Source organism: [Enterobacter] lignolyticus SCF1, assembly GCF_000164865.1.
Lineage (GTDB): Bacteria > Pseudomonadota > Gammaproteobacteria > Enterobacterales > Enterobacteriaceae > Enterobacter_B > Enterobacter_B lignolyticus.
The window spans coordinates 4,758,131-4,774,446 of the sequence record NC_014618.1 but is presented as its reverse complement, the minus strand read 5'-3'; the positions used below and the strand labels follow the sequence as shown (position 1 = coordinate 4,774,446).

The following is a 16,316-nucleotide window of genomic DNA, read 5'->3' as shown; positions in this document are numbered from 1 at the left end:
GCTTAATCAATGGCACAGGACGCAGGAGTATAAATATGAAAACCGCTTATATCGCAAAACAACGCCAGATCAGTTTCGTTAAATCCCATTTTTCCCGCCAGCTTGAAGAGAAGCTTGGCCTGATTGAAGTCCAGGCGCCGATCTTAAGCCGCGTAGGAGACGGGACGCAGGATAACCTTTCTGGCTGCGAAAAAGCGGTGCAGGTTAAAGTGAAAACACTGCCTGACGCCCAGTTCGAAGTGGTTCACTCACTGGCGAAATGGAAGCGTCAAACCCTGGGACAACACGACTTCAGCGCGGGCGAAGGGCTGTACACGCACATGAAGGCCCTTCGCCCCGATGAAGACCGACTTTCCGCCATCCATTCCGTATACGTCGACCAGTGGGACTGGGAGCGCGTGATGGGTGACGGCGAACGCCATACCGGTACGCTGAAAGCCACCGTAGAGTCGATTTACGCGGGGATCAAAGCGACCGAAGCGGCGGTCAGCCAGGAATTCGGCCTGACGCCGTTCCTGCCTGAGACGATCCACTTTGTTCACAGCCAGGAGCTGCTGAGCCGCTTCCCGGATCTTGACGCCAAAGGCCGCGAGCGCGCGATCGCGAAAGAGCTGGGCGCCGTTTTCCTGGTCGGGATCGGCGGCAAGCTGTCGGACGGTAAGCGCCACGACGTGCGCGCGCCGGATTATGACGACTGGAGCACCATCGGCGAACGTGAGTTTGCCGGGCTCAACGGCGATATTCTGGTGTGGAACCCGGTTCTGGAAGATGCCTTCGAACTCTCATCTATGGGGATCCGCGTGGATGCCGATGCGTTAAAACGTCAGTTAGCGCTCACTGGGGACGAAGACCGTCTGCAGCTCGAATGGCACCAGGCGCTGCTCAGAGGTGAAATGCCGCAGACCATCGGCGGCGGTATCGGCCAGTCTCGTTTAACGATGCTGCTGCTGCAGCTGTCGCATATCGGCCAGGTGCAGTGCGGCGTCTGGCCGCAGCAGGTACGCGAAAGCGTTGGTTCGCTGCTGTAATTAGCGCTGCCAGCGGCGGATAAGACGGCTGCGTAACCCGGTGTCGAAGCGCCAGATATGATCGAAGATGCGCATGATGCCGGGTTTGCCGTGCGCTGACATCGCCACCGCATGAAAGCGGTGCTGGTGATGGCGCTGCAGTTCCCCCACCTTACTCACGACGTCGTCCGGCAGCCGCTGGGCGATAAAATCGGAAATGACCACCGCATCGGCGTCGTGCCACTCCGGGCTTTGCAGCCGTTCGATAATGGCGCGAAAGCAGCTGGCGATATCCGTACCGCCACGAAAGCGCTGGCTTAAGAAGCGGATCGCCTGCTCAATGCCGTGCGGCCCCGTCAGCTCGTAGCGCACCACTTCGCTGGAGAAAAGCATAATAAAGCAGCGCCGGTTGTCGGCGAGGGCAACCCGCATCAGCGCCAGGCAGAAGGCCTTGGCGCACTGCTCGTTAAAACCGCCCATTGAGCCTGAGGTATCTACGCAGACGATAAACGGCCCGCGCGGCTGTTCATCAACATCCTGGTGCACCACCGGGCGTTCGCTGATTTTCTCCCGCCAGGCGTCGCCGTGCAGCCGGTAGGTGAGCAGCTGTTTTTCCACCAGCCGGCGGTAAAACTCATATTCCAGTTCGGTAATGCCGAGGGTTGCCAGCTCCGGCGGCAGCAGGCGCAGGATATCGTCGCTTCGCTGCAGGCCGTCCACCTGTTCCGGCACCGTGGCCGGTTCCCGCACCAGCGTACGGAAGGTTTCCATCGGCGCGTCTTTCTTCGGTACCGATTTTGCCTCTCTGGAGCGGCCGAGCTGCTCCGCCAGCTTCATCAGTTCGGGCTGCTGGCTGAGGAAATCGCCGTATTTAACGATAAGCTGCCAGTCGCCACGCCTGAGCTGGCCCGCGCTCATATCCCACAACCGCCCGGCGGCGTTCTCGTTTTCGACCAGAATAGGCTCCAGCTGACCGCTAAGCGTCATCCTCTCCTGCACTTCGCTGAGCAGTTGTTCGCGCTCTTCTTCCAGCAGCTGCTGGTTAAGCGTGGTGGCCTGCACCACGAGGCTTAACCGCCAGCGCTGCAAAAACAGCGTATGCATGGCGGCGGTGAAGGTGGCGTTGTCGTCCACCAGCTGCTGCGCCTGGGCGGCAAACGGCGAGTGGACCTGATGCAGCAGCGCCAGAATTTGCGGCAGCTGCACGATAAACTGGGTGGTCGACAGCGCCTGAGCGCGCTGGAAGCAGGCGACCTCCTCGCTCAGCTCCTGAGGCACCGGAACCTCTTTGAGCCGTCGCCGGAGCCCCTCCCGCCAGCGGGGAATATCTTCTGAGATGGCATTTTTCAGCCGCGGAAATTTTTCAAAGAACACGGCCAGCTGCGGGGAAGCCAGCAGGGCCAGGATCATCTCTTCGATCAATCCCTCCTCGCTGACCGCCAGCATCACATTGAGCGTGTCCAGAGTGAGCATTATTGTCGCGCCTGTTTGATCTGTGCGCCCACGTCCTGCAGGCTTGCCTCAATACGACCTAACCAGTCGCCCTGAATAAACAGGCACTTTTGCTGTTCGCTAAAGCGGTTGTGCTGCTGGTGCCACTCTTCTTCGAGCGCGTCCAGCTGCTGTTTTATCTCGGCGGGCATGCTGCCAGACGATGAGCTTCCCGGCAGCGACAGGCGGGAGCCCTGCAGGCTGACGTCCCTGACCACCAGGTGCTGGCCGCCGTCGACGTCCATATTCAGCACCTGCGCAAAACCGATGCCGTTGAGCTTGCCGCGGATCTCGCCGCCTTTTTCCAGCCAGTTTGCCAGCGGCTGGCGCTCAATAGTGATGTGCACAACGTTCATATCGTGCAGCCTGAGCGGCTGTTGCAGGAGCAGGGTCAGCGTAGCATCCTGCAGGTCCGCCGGTAGCTCATAGTGCGGTTTGCGGCTGAACATTCCTCCGAGCTTAGTCACTTTCAGCGCTGTTTTATCGCTTTGCTGCTGCTGAAGCTGCAGCCGGCGCTGGGTAATGGCGCCCAGGCGGGTGAGCATGGCCTGCTGCTGCCAGGCGTGCCCGGTCATCAATATGTCTATCTGCTGCTGCATCAGATTCATGCTCTGCGCATCGTGCCACAGGCAGTCTTTCAGCAGGATCAAATCCACGGGCGCAATGGCGTCGCGTCCGCTAAAGAAGGCGCTGGCCTGCAGCAGGCGGATCGCTTTTTTCCAGCGACGGTCTGACACATAGGGGGCGTTGGGAAGCGTATCCAGCTGCTGACGCAGCTGATAGATAAGCTCAAAGACGCTGTCGGTGAGCTTCACGGCGCCGATTTGCGTCTGCCACTGGTAAAACTCTTCGTCGGTCACCTGGAGGCTTTCCGGCACCGGGTTGCTGGTCTCATCCTGCTGGCTTATCAGCATCGACCGAAAATTCCCCTTCTCCTGGACCTTGTCCAGCCACAGGCGAATGAGCATACGGTCATACAGCGCTTCAAGGCTGCTGTCGGCTTCCGGTAATTCATTGGAGGCCGCCACCAGCAGGCGCATCGGGATTTTCGCTTCGCTGGCGCCGTTGCGGAAGTGGCGTTCGTTGATGGCGGTAAGCAGGGTGTTAAGGATAGCCGGGCCCGCTTTCCAGATTTCGTCAAGAAAAACGATTTCGGCCTCTGGCAAATACCCCTGGGTCAGACGCTCATAGCGCCCTTCATCTTTTAACGCCTGAATGGAGAGAGGACCGAAAACTTCTTCAGGGGTGGAAAAGCGGGTCATCAGATATTCAAAGGCGCGGGCGTGCCGGAAGGCGAATTTTAAGCGGCGGGCGATAAGGCTTTTCGCGATGCCGGGCGGCCCGAGGAGAAAAACGCTCTCGCCGCTGAGCGCCGCCAGCAGACAGAGCCGGATGGTGTGGCTACGCTCGAAAACGCCCTTTTCCAGCGCGCCGCTGAGCCGGGAAATTCTTTCTGCTAATAAATGTGATTGCGCCATAATAGAGTGGTATCCCTCCGCTTTTTATCCAGCTATCAAGCGATTATAGCCGCTAGTACAGGACGGGTAATAGAGCGGGGAGTGCCGGAATTTTCTTTGAGCCAGGTTAATTTGCATTGAGTTAGGGGTACGATTTCGCATTTAATCGTGCATACTGTGCGCTTTTTGTGGGCCAAGGGACTAAGCACACATTTGTTTTATAATGTTTTATAAACGAAAGACTAGTCTATGAGCACTGATAATAAGCAATCGTTGCCGGCGATAACCCTCGCGGCAATTGGCGTGGTTTACGGCGATATCGGGACCAGCCCACTGTATACGCTTCGTGAATGTTTGTCCGGCCAGTTCGGTTTTGGTGTTGAACGTGATGCGGTGTTTGGGTTTCTGTCACTGATTTTCTGGCTGCTGATTTTTACCGTTTCCATCAAGTACATTACCTTCGTGATGCGCGCGGATAACGCCGGGGAAGGCGGGATCCTGACGCTGATGTCGCTGGCGGGTCGCAACACGTCGGCGAAGATGACCTCGGTGCTGGTGATCCTCGGGCTTATCGGCGGCAGCTTCTTCTATGGCGAGGTGGTTATCACCCCGGCCATTTCGGTCATGTCGGCGATAGAGGGGCTCGAAATTATCGCGCCGCAGCTCGACAGCTGGATAGTGCCGATATCTATCTTCGTCCTCACGCTGCTGTTCGCCATCCAGAAGCACGGTACCGGCATTGTGGGGAAATTGTTTGCCCCAATCATGCTTATCTGGTTCCTGCTGCTGGCGGTGCTGGGCGCGCGGGGCATCATCGCTAACCCGGAAGTACTGCAGGCGCTGAACCCTTACTGGGCAGTCCACTTTTTCCTCGAGTACAAAACGGTTTCCTTTATCGCGTTAGGCGCGGTAGTGCTGTCCATTACCGGTGTGGAAGCGCTGTATGCGGATATGGGCCATTTCGGCAAGCTGCCGATTCGCGTCGCCTGGTTTACGGTGGTGCTACCGTCGCTGGCGCTTAACTATTTTGGCCAGGGCGCGCTGCTGCTGAAAAATCCGGAAGCGATTAAGAACCCGTTCTTCTTACTGGCGCCGGAATGGGCGCTGATCCCGATGCTTATCATCGCCACCCTGGCGACGGTTATCGCGTCGCAGGCGGTTATCTCCGGCGTATTCTCCCTGACCCGTCAGGCGGTTCGTCTGGGCTATCTGTCGCCAATGCGCATCATTCATACGTCGGAAATGGAGTCCGGGCAGATCTACATTCCGTTCGTTAACTGGATGCTGTACGTGGCGGTCGTCATCGTTATCGTGAGCTTTGAGCACTCCAGCAACCTGGCGGCGGCATACGGTATTGCGGTGACGGGGACGATGGTGCTGACCTCCATTCTTTCTACAACGGTGGCGTTCAGAAACTGGCACTGGAACAAGTATCTTGTGGGATGCATCCTTGTCGCTTTCCTGTTCGTCGATGTACCGCTGTTCTCGGCGAACCTCGATAAGCTGTTCTCCGGCGGCTGGCTGCCGCTGAGCCTGGGTCTGGTGATGTTCATTATCATGACCACCTGGAAAAGCGAGCGCTTCCGCCTGCTGCGTCGTATGCATGAGCACGGTAACTCACTGGAGGCGATGATCGCCTCGCTGGAGAAATCGCCGCCGGTGCGCGTGCCGGGAACCGCTGTGTATATGTCCCGCGCCCTGAACGTGATTCCATTCGCCATGCTGCATAACCTGAAGCACAACAAGGTGCTGCATGAGCGCGTGATCCTGCTGACCCTGCGTACGGAAGATGCCCCTTATGTGCATAACGTCCGCCGCGTGCAGATTGAGCAGCTGTCGCCGTCGTTCTGGCGCGTGGTGGCAAGCTACGGATGGCGTGAGACGCCAAACGTGGAAGAGGTCTTCCACCGCTGTGGGCTGGAGGGGCTGAGCTGTCGGATGATGGAGACATCGTTCTTTATGTCCCACGAGTCGTTAATCATCGGCGACAGACCGTGGTATCTGCGCCTGCGCGGCAAGCTGTATCTGATTCTGCAGCGTAACGCCCTGCGCGCGCCTGACCAGTTTGAGATCCCGCCTAACCGCGTGATTGAGCTGGGAACGCAGGTCGAGATTTAATCTCCTCTGCGGAGTGAGAGCGCAAACAAAAAAACGGTAACCTCCTGGTTACCGTTTTACATTTACCTTCCCCGCATTTCACTTAGCGAAACGTTTCGACGTTGATCACAATTCTGTTACGTCATGATGGTTTTCTGAGCACTCTTACGGCTACACTTATTTCAGCGAAACGTTTCGCTAGTGGAGCAGAAAGATGAAGAAAGGTGCGGTACTTAATTCTGAAATTTCCTCGGTCATATCCCGTCTTGGGCATACCGATACGCTGGTGGTGTGTGATGCAGGTTTACCCGTTCCTCACAGCACGCAGCGTATTGATATGGCGCTAACCCAGGGGGTGCCTTCATTTATGCAGGTGCTGGACGTGGTAACCGCGGAAATGCAGGTTGAGGCGGCCATTCTCGCAGCGGAAATCAAACAACATAATCCGCAGCTTCACGAAACGTTGCTCAGCCATATTGAGCAACTGCAACAACACCAGGGAAATACCATAGAAATTCGTTACACCACCCATGAGCAGTTCAAAAAACAAACCGCAGACAGTCAGGCGGTAATTCGCAGCGGGGAGTGTTCCCCGTATGCGAATATCATTCTCTGTGCTGGCGTCACGTTCTGAGGCCATCATGGACGCATTACTGCAGCTTAAAGGCATCGACAAATCATTCCCGGGCGTAAAAGCCCTTTCCGGCGCGTCGCTGAATGTCTATCCGGGGCGCGTAATGGCGCTGGTGGGCGAGAACGGCGCCGGTAAATCCACCATGATGAAAGTGCTGACCGGCATCTATACCCGCGATGCCGGTTCGCTGCTGTGGCTGGGAAAAGACACCACCTTCACCGGCCCGAAGTCGTCGCAGGAAGCCGGGATCGGCATTATTCACCAGGAGCTGAACCTGATCCCGCAGCTCACGATTGCGGAGAATATCTTCCTCGGCCGCGAATTCGTTAACCGCTTCGGCAAAATCGACTGGAAAACCATGTACGCCGAAGCCGACAGGCTGCTGGCGAAGCTGAACCTGCGCTTTAAAAGCGACAGGCTGGTGGGGGAACTGTCGATCGGCGACCAGCAGATGGTGGAAATCGCCAAGGTGCTGAGCTTCGAGTCGAAGGTCATCATTATGGACGAGCCGACCGACGCGCTCACCGATACCGAAACCGAATCGCTGTTCCGCGTTATCCGCGAGCTGAAATCGCAGGGGCGCGGCATCGTCTATATTTCCCACCGTATGAAAGAGATCTTCGAGATTTGCGACGATGTGACGGTCTTCCGCGACGGACAGTTTATCGCCGAGCGTGAAGTGGCATCGCTTACCGAAGATTCGCTGATTGAAATGATGGTGGGTCGTAAGCTTGAAGATCAGTATCCGCATCTCGATAAAGCGGTGGGCGATGTTCGCCTGAAGGTGGATAACCTGTGCGGCCCGGGGGTAGAAAACGTCAGCTTTACCCTGCGAGAAGGCGAGATTCTCGGCGTATCTGGCCTGATGGGCGCGGGGCGCACGGAGCTGATGAAGGTGCTGTACGGCGCGCTGCCGCGCGCCAGCGGCTACGTTACGCTGGATGGCCATGAGGTGGTGACCCGTTCTCCGCAGGATGGTCTCGCCAATGGCATCGTCTATATCTCTGAAGACCGCAAGCGCGACGGCCTGGTGCTGGGCATGTCGGTAAAAGAGAACATGTCCCTGACCGCGCTGCGCTACTTCAGCCGCAGCGGCGGAAGCCTGAAGCACAAAGATGAACAGCAGGCGGTGAGCGATTTTATCCGTCTGTTTAACGTTAAAACGCCCTCAATGGAACAGGCGATTGGCCTGCTTTCCGGAGGCAATCAGCAGAAAGTGGCGATTGCCCGCGGTCTGATGACCCGGCCAAAAGTGCTGATCCTTGATGAGCCGACCCGCGGCGTCGACGTTGGGGCGAAAAAAGAGATTTATCAGCTGATTAACCAGTTTAAAGCTGACGGCCTGAGCATAATTCTCGTCTCGTCTGAGATGCCGGAAGTGCTGGGCATGAGCGATCGCATCATCGTGATGCACGAAGGGCATCTCAGCGGTGAATTCACACGCGAGCAGGCCACTCAGGAAGTATTGATGGCTGCCGCTGTGGGCAAGCTTAATCGTGTGAATCAGGAGTAAAAAAGATGACTACCCAGGCTGCTACTGGTCGCCGTTATTTCACTAAAGCATGGCTGATGGAGCAAAAATCGCTGATTGCCCTGCTGGTGCTGATTGCGATTGTTTCGACCATGAGTCCGAACTTTTTTACCGTCAACAACCTGTTCAATATCCTGCAGCAAACCTCCGTTAACGCCATTATGGCGGTGGGAATGACGCTGGTCATTTTGACCTCGGGGATCGATCTGTCCGTCGGTTCTCTGCTGGCGCTGACCGGCGCGGTAGCTGCATCCATTGTCGGCGTTGAGGTGAATGCGCTGGTCGCTGTTGCTGCCGCCCTCGCATTAGGAGCGGCCATTGGCGCCGTGACCGGCGTGATTGTCGCGAAGGGGCGCGTTCAGGCGTTTATCGCCACCCTGGTGATGATGCTGCTGCTGCGCGGCGTCACCATGGTGTACACCAACGGCAGCCCGGTGAATACCGGCTTTACCGATAATGCCGATCTGTTTGGCTGGTTTGGTATCGGCCGCCCGCTGGGTATCCCGACGCCGGTGTGGATCATGGCGATTGTCTTCCTGGCGGCATGGTACATGCTGCACCATACTCGTCTCGGCCGCTATATTTATGCGCTGGGCGGTAACGAAGCGGCGACGCGCCTGTCCGGTATTAGCGTCAACAAAGTGAAAATTATCGTTTATTCGCTGTGCGGTTTGCTGGCGTCGCTGGCGGGCATCATTGAGGTGGCGCGCCTCTCCTCGGCGCAGCCAACGGCGGGTACCGGCTATGAGCTGGACGCTATCGCGGCGGTGGTGCTTGGCGGCACCAGCCTTGCGGGGGGTAAAGGTCGCATTGTTGGGACGTTGATCGGCGCACTGATTCTTGGTTTCCTGAATAATGGTTTGAATTTGTTAGGTGTTTCCTCCTATTACCAGATGATCGTCAAAGCGGTGGTGATTTTGCTGGCGGTGCTGGTAGACAACAAAAAGCAGTAACTGACGACACTACAGGACATCTCTGATATGAACATGAAAAAACTGGCTACCCTGGTCTCTGCTGTTGCGTTGAGCGCAACCGTAAGCGCAAATGCGATGGCGAAAGACACCATTGCGCTGGTCATCTCTACCCTGAATAACCCGTTTTTCGTTTCCCTGAAGGACGGCGCGCAGAAAGAAGCGGACAAACTGGGCTATAACCTGGTGGTGCTGGATTCCCAGAACAACCCGGCGAAAGAGCTGGCAAACGTTCAGGACTTAACCGTTCGCGGTACCAAAATTCTGCTGATCAACCCGACCGATTCCGACGCGGTAGGTAACGCCGTTAAGATGGCGAACCAGGCGAAGATCCCGGTGATTACGCTTGACCGCGTCGCCGCTAAAGGCGAAGTGGTAAGCCACATTGCGTCTGACAACGTGCTGGGCGGTAAAATTGCGGGCGACTACATCGCTAAAAAAGCCGGTGAAGGCGCCAAAGTTATCGAACTGCAGGGCATCGCCGGAACGTCTGCGGCACGCGAGCGTGGCGAAGGCTTCCAGCAGGCCGTTGCGGCGCACAAATTTAACGTACTGGCCAGCCAGCCGGCAGACTTCGACCGTACTAAAGGTCTGAACGTCATGCAGAACCTGCTGACCGCGCATCCGGACGTGCAGGCCGTATTCGCCCAAAACGATGAAATGGCGCTGGGTGCGCTGCGCGCGCTGCAGACGGCAGGTAAATCCGATGTGATGGTTGTCGGATTTGACGGCACGCCGGATGGTGAAAAAGCGGTAAATGATGGCAAACTGGCGGCGACCGTTGCCCAGTTGCCGGAGCAGATTGGCGCGAAAGGCGTTGAAACTGCGGATAAGGTACTGAAAGGCGAGAAGGTTCAGGCCAAGTATCCGGTTGACCTGAAGCTGGTCATCAAGCAGTAACTCGCGATTCAGATCTGATAAGGTCTGAGGGACAACGTAAAAAAGAAAAGCAGGGCATGCGCCACCGGAGCTCACTTCGGTGGCGCACTTTACGGACTGACTTAACATGAAAAACACAGGCAATCTCGTCGTCCTTGGCAGTATCAATGCCGATCACATTCTCAACCTTGATGCTTTCCCGACACCCGGCGAAACCGTCACCGGGCACCATTATCAGGTCGCGTTCGGCGGTAAAGGCGCAAACCAGGCCGTCGCGGCCGGGCGCAGCGGCGCGAAGATTGCGTTTATCGCCTGTACCGGTGATGACGACATCGGCGAGCGTATCCGCAAGCAGCTCGCCTGCGACAACATTGACGTTGCGCCAGTGCGGGCGGTGAAAGACGAATCGACCGGCGTTGCGCTGATTTTCGTCAACGCGGAAGGGGAGAATGTTATCGGCATTCATGCCGGCGCAAACGCGGCGCTCTTACCCGCGCAAGTGGCCGACGAGCAGGCGCGCATCGCCAGCGCCGATGCGCTGTTAATGCAGCTGGAATCTCCGCTGGAAAGCGTCATGGCGGCGGCGAAAATCGCCCACCAGAACAAGACGACCGTGGTGCTTAACCCGGCCCCGGCCCGTGCGTTGCCGGATGAACTGCTGGCGCTGGTGGATATCATCACGCCAAACGAAACCGAAGCAGAAAAGCTGACGGGCATTCGGGTGACGAACGATGACGACGCGGCGAAAGCGGCGCAGGCGCTGCATGCCAAGGGTATCGACAGCGTGATTATTACGCTCGGCAGCCGCGGCGTGTGGGCCAGCCAGCAGGGCAAAGGCCAGCGCGTTGCAGGTTTTCGCGTAAAAGCGGTTGATACTATCGCCGCCGGTGATACCTTCAACGGCGCGCTGATGACCGCATTACTGGAAGATAAACCGTTGCCAGAGGCGCTGCGTTTTGCCCATGCGGCGGCGGCAATCGCCGTGACCCGCAAAGGGGCGCAGCCCTCCGTTCCATGGCGCGAAGAGATTGATGAATTCTTACGTCAGCAGAGGTAATGCTTGGCTACCATGAAGGATGTAGCCCGCGAAGCGGGCGTTTCCACTTCAACCGTTTCTCACGTCATTAATAAAGACCGTTTTGTCAGCGAGGCTATCACTGACAAAGTGCAGGCGGCGATCAAAAGCCTCAACTATGCGCCGTCCGCGCTGGCGCGCAGCCTCAAGCTCAACCAGACCCGCACAATCGGCATGCTGATCACCGCCAGTACCAACCCGTTTTATTCCGAACTGGTGCGCGGCGTTGAGCGCAGCTGCTTTGAACGCGGCTACAGCCTGGTGCTATGCAACACCGAAGGCGATGAGCAGCGAATGAACCGTAACCTTGAGACGCTGATGCAAAAACGCGTCGATGGTTTACTGCTGCTGTGCACCGAAACCCATCAGCCGTCGCAGGAAATTATGCAGCGCTATCCGTCGATTCCGACGGTGATGATGGACTGGGCGCCGTTTGACGGCGACAGCGATCTGATTCAGGACAATTCCCTGCTGGGCGGTGATATGGCGACCCAGTATTTAATCGACCAGGGATATACCCGCATTGCCTGCATCGCCGGTCCGCTGGATAAAACCCCGGCCCGTCTGCGGCTGGAAGGCTATCAGGCGGCGATGCAGCGCTGCGCCCTGCCGATCGCGCAGGGCTACATTATCACCAGCGATTTTGAATTCGGCGGCGGGTTTACCGCGATGCAGACGCTGCTTGCGCTTCCCGAGCCGCCTCATGCGGTTTTTGTCGGTAACGACGCCATGGCCGTGGGCGCCTACCAGGCGCTGTATCAGGCCGGTTTGCGGATCCCGCAGGATATGGCGGTTATTGGCTATGATGATATTGAGCTCGCCCGCTATATGACGCCGCCGCTGACGACCATCCATCAGCCGAAGGATGAGCTGGGAGAGCTGGCCATCGATGTGCTTATCCATCGGATGGCGCAGCCCGGGCAGAAGCAGCAGCGTGTACAGCTAACGCCCGAGCTGGTGGTGAGAGGTTCCGCTTAGCGTTTGTGCCGCTCCTTAATCATGTTGCGGCCATCCTTTGGCTTCAGCAGCATAAACATCACAGCCGACACAATGGTGATCGCCCCCATCGTAATAAAGGTGTAGTGGAACTGCTCAACGGTGTTCGTACCGTCGATGCCTTCGTAGAAGCGCAGCACCGCCGCGCTGATTGCCACGCCAAGGCTGATGGACAGCTGCTGCGTTACCGCCAGCACGCTGTTGCCGCTGCTGGCGTTTTCGTCCGTCAGGTCGGCAAGGGTAATGGTGTTCATCGAGGTAAACTGCGTCGACATCGCCATCCCCAGCACAAACAGCGGCAGGATTAGCATCCAGACCGGCATCGACGGCGTCTGCAGCGAGAACTGCGCAATCATCAGCCCGATAAACAGGGTGATCCCAACCAGCGTTTTCCGGTAACCGAACCAGTTAAGAACCTGCGTCACCGTCGATTTGGCGATAATCGAACCGACGGCGGTCGGCGCCATCATGCAGCCGGCAATAATCGCCGGATACCCAAAACCGACCTGCAGCATCAGCGGCATCAGGAAGGGAACGCAGCCGGTTCCCAGACGGGTGGCCAGGTTACCGGCAATACCGACGGAAAAGGTGCGTGTTCTGAACAGCGGCAGCGCGATAAGCGGGGTGGGATGGCGGCGCGCGTGGAAAATGTAGGCTGCCAGCAGCGTCAGGCTGATGGCGACGATAGCCAGCGCAAGCCAGGTTGATACGATTTTTTCCCCGAACAGCTCAACGCCGCTGGAAAACAGCACCAGGCTTAAGCCAAACAGCAGAAAACCGGTCGTATCAAAACGGCGACGAGGGGTAGTGAAATTCGGCATATATTTACGCGCGTAAATCAGCCCGGCCACGCCAATCGGAATGTTGATGAGGAAAATCCAGTGCCAGGTTGCCCAGGTGACCAGGATGCCGCCGAGTACCGGGCCCAGTATCGGACCGACGAGTCCTGGCATCGTTACAAAATTGAGTACCGGCAGCAGCTCGCTTCGCGGATAGGCGCGTAATAAGGCCAGGCGGGCAACCGGCATCATCATGGCGCCGCCAATGCCCTGAATCACGCGAAAGACGACCAGCTCCAGCAGAGAATTAGACAGGGCGCAGGCAAGGGAGCCGAGCGTAAACAGGCTCACGGCAACCATAAAGACGCGGCGGGTGCCGAAGCGATCCGCCAGCCAGCCGCTCACCGGGATCAGCATTGCGACCGTCAGGGTATAGCTGATAATGGCGGACTGCATGGCCAGCGGCGAACGGTTCAGGCTCTGCGCAATGGCTGGTAGCGCGGTATTAAGGATGGTGGCATCCAGCGCCTGCATAAAGAAAGCCATCGCGGCGATCCACGGCAGACCGGCCATACTGCGTGCTTTTTTTTCTGTCATCCCGTGCTCTTTATTCCTTAGCTGGCGTTTGGCGCAAGCAGCAGCGCCTGGCACGCGGCGTATGCGCGGGGGCCATCGCTCTCCTGTATCGCATCCACAATGGCCTGATGGAGCTCCAGTTTGACCACGTCATTTTGGGTGATGGCGGCAAAGTAGGTCTGATAAACGGAGTGAAACAGCGAGGCGAAGGAGGTCAAAAACGGATTGGCGCTCATTTCGTAAATCTGTTCATGCCAGGCCATGTCGACTTCAATCCAGCGCGGGCGGTTGAAGACTCTCTTCAACTGCACCATTTCTTCCATCAACGTGTTGAGCTGCGCTTTTTGCTCCGCGCTGCCAAACGTCGCCGCCAGCATACAGGCCTGCGGCTCGAGGCTGCTGCGCATAACGAGAAAATGCTGCACAACATCTTCAAAGTTATCTTCGGTCAGCCACCAGGAGAGCAGCTCTTTATCCAGGAAGTTCCAGTCGCTGCGGGGCATCACCCGGGTGCCGATACGTGGGCGCGGTAAGACCATACCTTTCGCGGTTAATGTCTTCACCGCTTCGCGAACGGCGGTGCGGCTCACGCCGAACTGCTCACCTAACTCTATTTCTCCGGGGAGAATGCTTTCCGGCGGATATTCCCCGGTTAATATTTTCTGAGCCAGCTTCTCCGCCAGAACCCAGGATATGTTTTTTTGAGCTGCAAGCTGCTGCGCGCTTAAGGACATAAATGTCATTCCTTTCTTTATTTTCCATTTCTAGTATGCCACTCAGCGCGGTTTTGCGGTGTTTAAAACAGCAGATAGCGCAATTAATGGTACTTTCCGGGCTGTTTTGGTGAAAAAAAACACGAACGGTAAAATTTTTCAAATTTCCTCTTGTCACTTCAGAATTACTCCCTATAATGCGCCTCCACTGACACGGAACAACGGCATACAGGCCGCCGGGTCAGCGGGGTTCTCCGGCGAAAGCCAGCGGGAACGCCGCAGAGAAAAGTAAAAATAAATGCTTGACTCTGAAGCGGGAAAGCGTAATATGCACACCCCGCGCCGCAGCGAAAAACAACGCGGCACTGCTCTTTAACAATTTATCAGACAATCTGTGTGGGCACTCAAAGTGACATGGATTCTTAATGTCCTCGGACACTAAATGAATACCAAGTCTCTGGAGTGAACACGTAATTCATTACGAAGTTTAATTCTAAGAGCATCAAACTTTTAAATTGAAGAGTTTGATCATGGCTCAGATTGAACGCTGGCGGCAGGCCTAACACATGCAAGTCGAGCGGTAGCACAGAGAGCTTGCTCTCGGGTGACGAGCGGCGGACGGGTGAGTAATGTCTGGGAAACTGCCTGATGGAGGGGGATAACTACTGGAAACGGTAGCTAATACCGCATAACGTCGCAAGACCAAAGTGGGGGACCTTCGGGCCTCATGCCATCAGATGTGCCCAGATGGGATTAGCTAGTAGGTGGGGTAACGGCTCACCTAGGCGACGATCCCTAGCTGGTCTGAGAGGATGACCAGCCACACTGGAACTGAGACACGGTCCAGACTCCTACGGGAGGCAGCAGTGGGGAATATTGCACAATGGGCGCAAGCCTGATGCAGCCATGCCGCGTGTATGAAGAAGGCCTTCGGGTTGTAAAGTACTTTCAGCGAGGAGGAAGGCATTGTGGTTAATAACCGCAGTGATTGACGTTACTCGCAGAAGAAGCACCGGCTAACTCCGTGCCAGCAGCCGCGGTAATACGGAGGGTGCAAGCGTTAATCGGAATTACTGGGCGTAAAGCGCACGCAGGCGGTCTGTCAAGTCGGATGTGAAATCCCCGGGCTCAACCTGGGAACTGCATTCGAAACTGGCAGGCTTGAGTCTCGTAGAGGGGGGTAGAATTCCAGGTGTAGCGGTGAAATGCGTAGAGATCTGGAGGAATACCGGTGGCGAAGGCGGCCCCCTGGACGAAGACTGACGCTCAGGTGCGAAAGCGTGGGGAGCAAACAGGATTAGATACCCTGGTAGTCCACGCCGTAAACGATGTCTATTTGGAGGTTGTTCCCTTGAGGAGTGGCTTCCGGAGCTAACGCGTTAAAATAGACCGCCTGGGGAGTACGGCCGCAAGGTTAAAACTCAAATGAATTGACGGGGGCCCGCACAAGCGGTGGAGCATGTGGTTTAATTCGATGCAACGCGAAGAACCTTACCTGGTCTTGACATCCACGGAATTTGGCAGAGATGCCTTAGTGCCTTCGGGAACCGTGAGACAGGTGCTGCATGGCTGTCGTCAGCTCGTGTTGTGAAATGTTGGGTTAAGTCCCGCAACGAGCGCAACCCTTATCCTTTGTTGCCAGCGGTTAGGCCGGGAACTCAAAGGAGACTGCCAGTGATAAACTGGAGGAAGGTGGGGATGACGTCAAGTCATCATGGCCCTTACGACCAGGGCTACACACGTGCTACAATGGCATATACAAAGAGAAGCGACCTCGCGAGAGCAAGCGGACCTCATAAAGTATGTCGTAGTCCGGATTGGAGTCTGCAACTCGACTCCATGAAGTCGGAATCGCTAGTAATCGTGAATCAGAATGTCACGGTGAATACGTTCCCGGGCCTTGTACACACCGCCCGTCACACCATGGGAGTGGGTTGCAAAAGAAGTAGGTAGCTTAACCTTCGGGAGGGCGCTTACCACTTTGTGATTCATGACTGGGGTGAAGTCGTAACAAGGTAACCGTAGGGGAACCTGCGGTTGGATCACCTCCTTACCTTAAAGAACCTGCCTTTGTAGTGCTCACACAGATTAGTCTGATGAAAAGTAAAAA

At 56.6% G+C, this 16,316-nt stretch carries 12 protein-coding genes and 1 rRNA gene; 9 read left to right on the top strand and 4 right to left on the bottom strand.

Annotated elements, in window-relative coordinates; genetic code table 11:
• The first annotated feature begins 35 nt into the window (after positions 1 to 35).
• Positions 36 to 1,028, top strand: a complete 993-nt coding sequence (asnA, locus tag ENTCL_RS22130; RefSeq protein ID WP_013368347.1) for an aspartate--ammonia ligase — start codon at positions 36 to 38, stop codon at positions 1,026 to 1,028.
• On the opposite strand, the gene viaA is transcribed toward asnA, so the two are convergent.
• Together viaA and ravA are read right to left on the bottom strand one after the other, a co-directional pair.
• The gene (viaA, locus tag ENTCL_RS22125) at positions 1,029 to 2,480 is read right to left on the bottom strand and encodes an ATPase RavA stimulator ViaA (RefSeq protein WP_013368346.1); all 1,452 of its coding nucleotides are present in this window, start codon (positions 2,478 to 2,480) and stop codon (positions 1,029 to 1,031) included.
• Positions 2,480 to 3,976, bottom strand: a complete 1,497-nt coding sequence (gene ravA, locus ENTCL_RS22120; protein WP_013368345.1) for an ATPase RavA — start codon at positions 3,974 to 3,976, stop codon at positions 2,480 to 2,482. The genes viaA and ravA overlap by 1 nt, the downstream gene beginning before the upstream one ends.
• A 228-nt stretch (positions 3,977 to 4,204) precedes the next feature.
• Here ravA and kup point away from each other — a divergent pair, with 228 nt between their 5' ends.
• From kup to rbsR, 7 genes are all read left to right on the top strand, one after another.
• Entirely contained in the window at positions 4,205 to 6,073 is a 1,869-nt protein-coding gene (gene kup, locus ENTCL_RS22115) for a low affinity potassium transporter Kup (protein WP_013368344.1), read from the top strand.
• A 193-nt stretch (positions 6,074 to 6,266) separates the two neighbouring features.
• Positions 6,267 to 6,686, top strand: coding sequence for a D-ribose pyranase (gene rbsD, locus ENTCL_RS22110; RefSeq protein WP_013368343.1), 420 nt, complete (start codon positions 6,267 to 6,269; stop codon positions 6,684 to 6,686).
• Positions 6,687 to 6,693: 7 nt separating this feature from the next.
• A complete protein-coding gene (rbsA, locus tag ENTCL_RS22105; RefSeq protein WP_013368342.1) occupies positions 6,694 to 8,199 on the top strand; it encodes a ribose ABC transporter ATP-binding protein RbsA in 1,506 nt (501 codons plus the stop codon).
• A 5-nt stretch (positions 8,200 to 8,204) separates the two neighbouring features.
• Complete coding sequence (gene rbsC / locus ENTCL_RS22100; RefSeq protein ID WP_013368341.1) at positions 8,205 to 9,170, top strand: ribose ABC transporter permease; 966 nt, start codon at positions 8,205 to 8,207, stop codon at positions 9,168 to 9,170.
• 27 nt (positions 9,171 to 9,197) lie between these two features.
• Positions 9,198 to 10,088: a ribose ABC transporter substrate-binding protein RbsB gene (rbsB, locus tag ENTCL_RS22095; RefSeq protein WP_013368340.1), complete on the top strand. Its 891-nt coding sequence runs from the start codon at positions 9,198 to 9,200 to the stop codon at positions 10,086 to 10,088.
• Positions 10,089 to 10,194: 106 nt separating this feature from the next.
• The gene (gene rbsK, locus ENTCL_RS22090; RefSeq protein WP_013368339.1) at positions 10,195 to 11,124 is read left to right on the top strand and encodes a ribokinase; all 930 of its coding nucleotides are present in this window, start codon (positions 10,195 to 10,197) and stop codon (positions 11,122 to 11,124) included.
• A gap of 12 nt (positions 11,125 to 11,136) precedes the next feature.
• On the top strand, positions 11,137 to 12,120 hold the full coding sequence (gene rbsR, locus ENTCL_RS22085; protein ID WP_044612040.1) for a ribose operon transcriptional repressor RbsR: 984 nt from the start codon (positions 11,137 to 11,139) through the stop codon (positions 12,118 to 12,120).
• On the opposite strand, the gene mdtD is transcribed toward rbsR, so the two are convergent.
• Together mdtD and ENTCL_RS22075 are read right to left on the bottom strand one after the other, a co-directional pair.
• A complete protein-coding gene (gene mdtD, locus ENTCL_RS22080) occupies positions 12,117 to 13,514 on the bottom strand; it encodes a multidrug transporter subunit MdtD (protein ID WP_013368337.1) in 1,398 nt (465 codons plus the stop codon). The genes rbsR and mdtD overlap by 4 nt on opposite strands.
• Positions 13,515 to 13,531: 17 nt before the next feature.
• Positions 13,532 to 14,227, bottom strand: coding sequence for a FadR/GntR family transcriptional regulator (locus ENTCL_RS22075; protein WP_013368336.1), 696 nt, complete (start codon positions 14,225 to 14,227; stop codon positions 13,532 to 13,534).
• Positions 14,228 to 14,718: 491 nt separating this feature from the next.
• Between ENTCL_RS22075 and ENTCL_RS22070 the strand changes: the two genes are divergently transcribed.
• A 16S ribosomal RNA gene (locus ENTCL_RS22070) occupies positions 14,719 to 16,259 on the top strand.
• Positions 16,260 to 16,316: the final 57 nt, after the last annotated feature.

What these genes read in the sequence shown, in the direction of transcription:
- asnA (WP_013368347.1), top strand. Translation starts at nt 36, where the DNA reads ATGAAAACCGCTTATATCGCAAAACAACGCCAGATCAGTTTCGTTAAA.
- viaA (WP_013368346.1), bottom strand. Translation starts at nt 2,480, where the DNA reads ATGCTCACTCTGGACACGCTCAATGTGATGCTGGCGGTCAGCGAGGAG.
- ravA (WP_013368345.1), bottom strand. Translation starts at nt 3,976, where the DNA reads ATGGCGCAATCACATTTATTAGCAGAAAGAATTTCCCGGCTCAGCGGC.
- kup (WP_013368344.1), top strand. Translation starts at nt 4,205, where the DNA reads ATGAGCACTGATAATAAGCAATCGTTGCCGGCGATAACCCTCGCGGCA.
- rbsD (WP_013368343.1), top strand. Translation starts at nt 6,267, where the DNA reads ATGAAGAAAGGTGCGGTACTTAATTCTGAAATTTCCTCGGTCATATCC.
- rbsA (WP_013368342.1), top strand. Translation starts at nt 6,694, where the DNA reads ATGGACGCATTACTGCAGCTTAAAGGCATCGACAAATCATTCCCGGGC.
- rbsC (WP_013368341.1), top strand. Translation starts at nt 8,205, where the DNA reads ATGACTACCCAGGCTGCTACTGGTCGCCGTTATTTCACTAAAGCATGG.
- rbsB (WP_013368340.1), top strand. Translation starts at nt 9,198, where the DNA reads ATGAACATGAAAAAACTGGCTACCCTGGTCTCTGCTGTTGCGTTGAGC.
- rbsK (WP_013368339.1), top strand. Translation starts at nt 10,195, where the DNA reads ATGAAAAACACAGGCAATCTCGTCGTCCTTGGCAGTATCAATGCCGAT.
- rbsR (WP_044612040.1), top strand. Translation starts at nt 11,137, where the DNA reads ATGAAGGATGTAGCCCGCGAAGCGGGCGTTTCCACTTCAACCGTTTCT.
- mdtD (WP_013368337.1), bottom strand. Translation starts at nt 13,514, where the DNA reads ATGACAGAAAAAAAAGCACGCAGTATGGCCGGTCTGCCGTGGATCGCC.
- ENTCL_RS22075 (WP_013368336.1), bottom strand. Translation starts at nt 14,227, where the DNA reads ATGTCCTTAAGCGCGCAGCAGCTTGCAGCTCAAAAAAACATATCCTGG.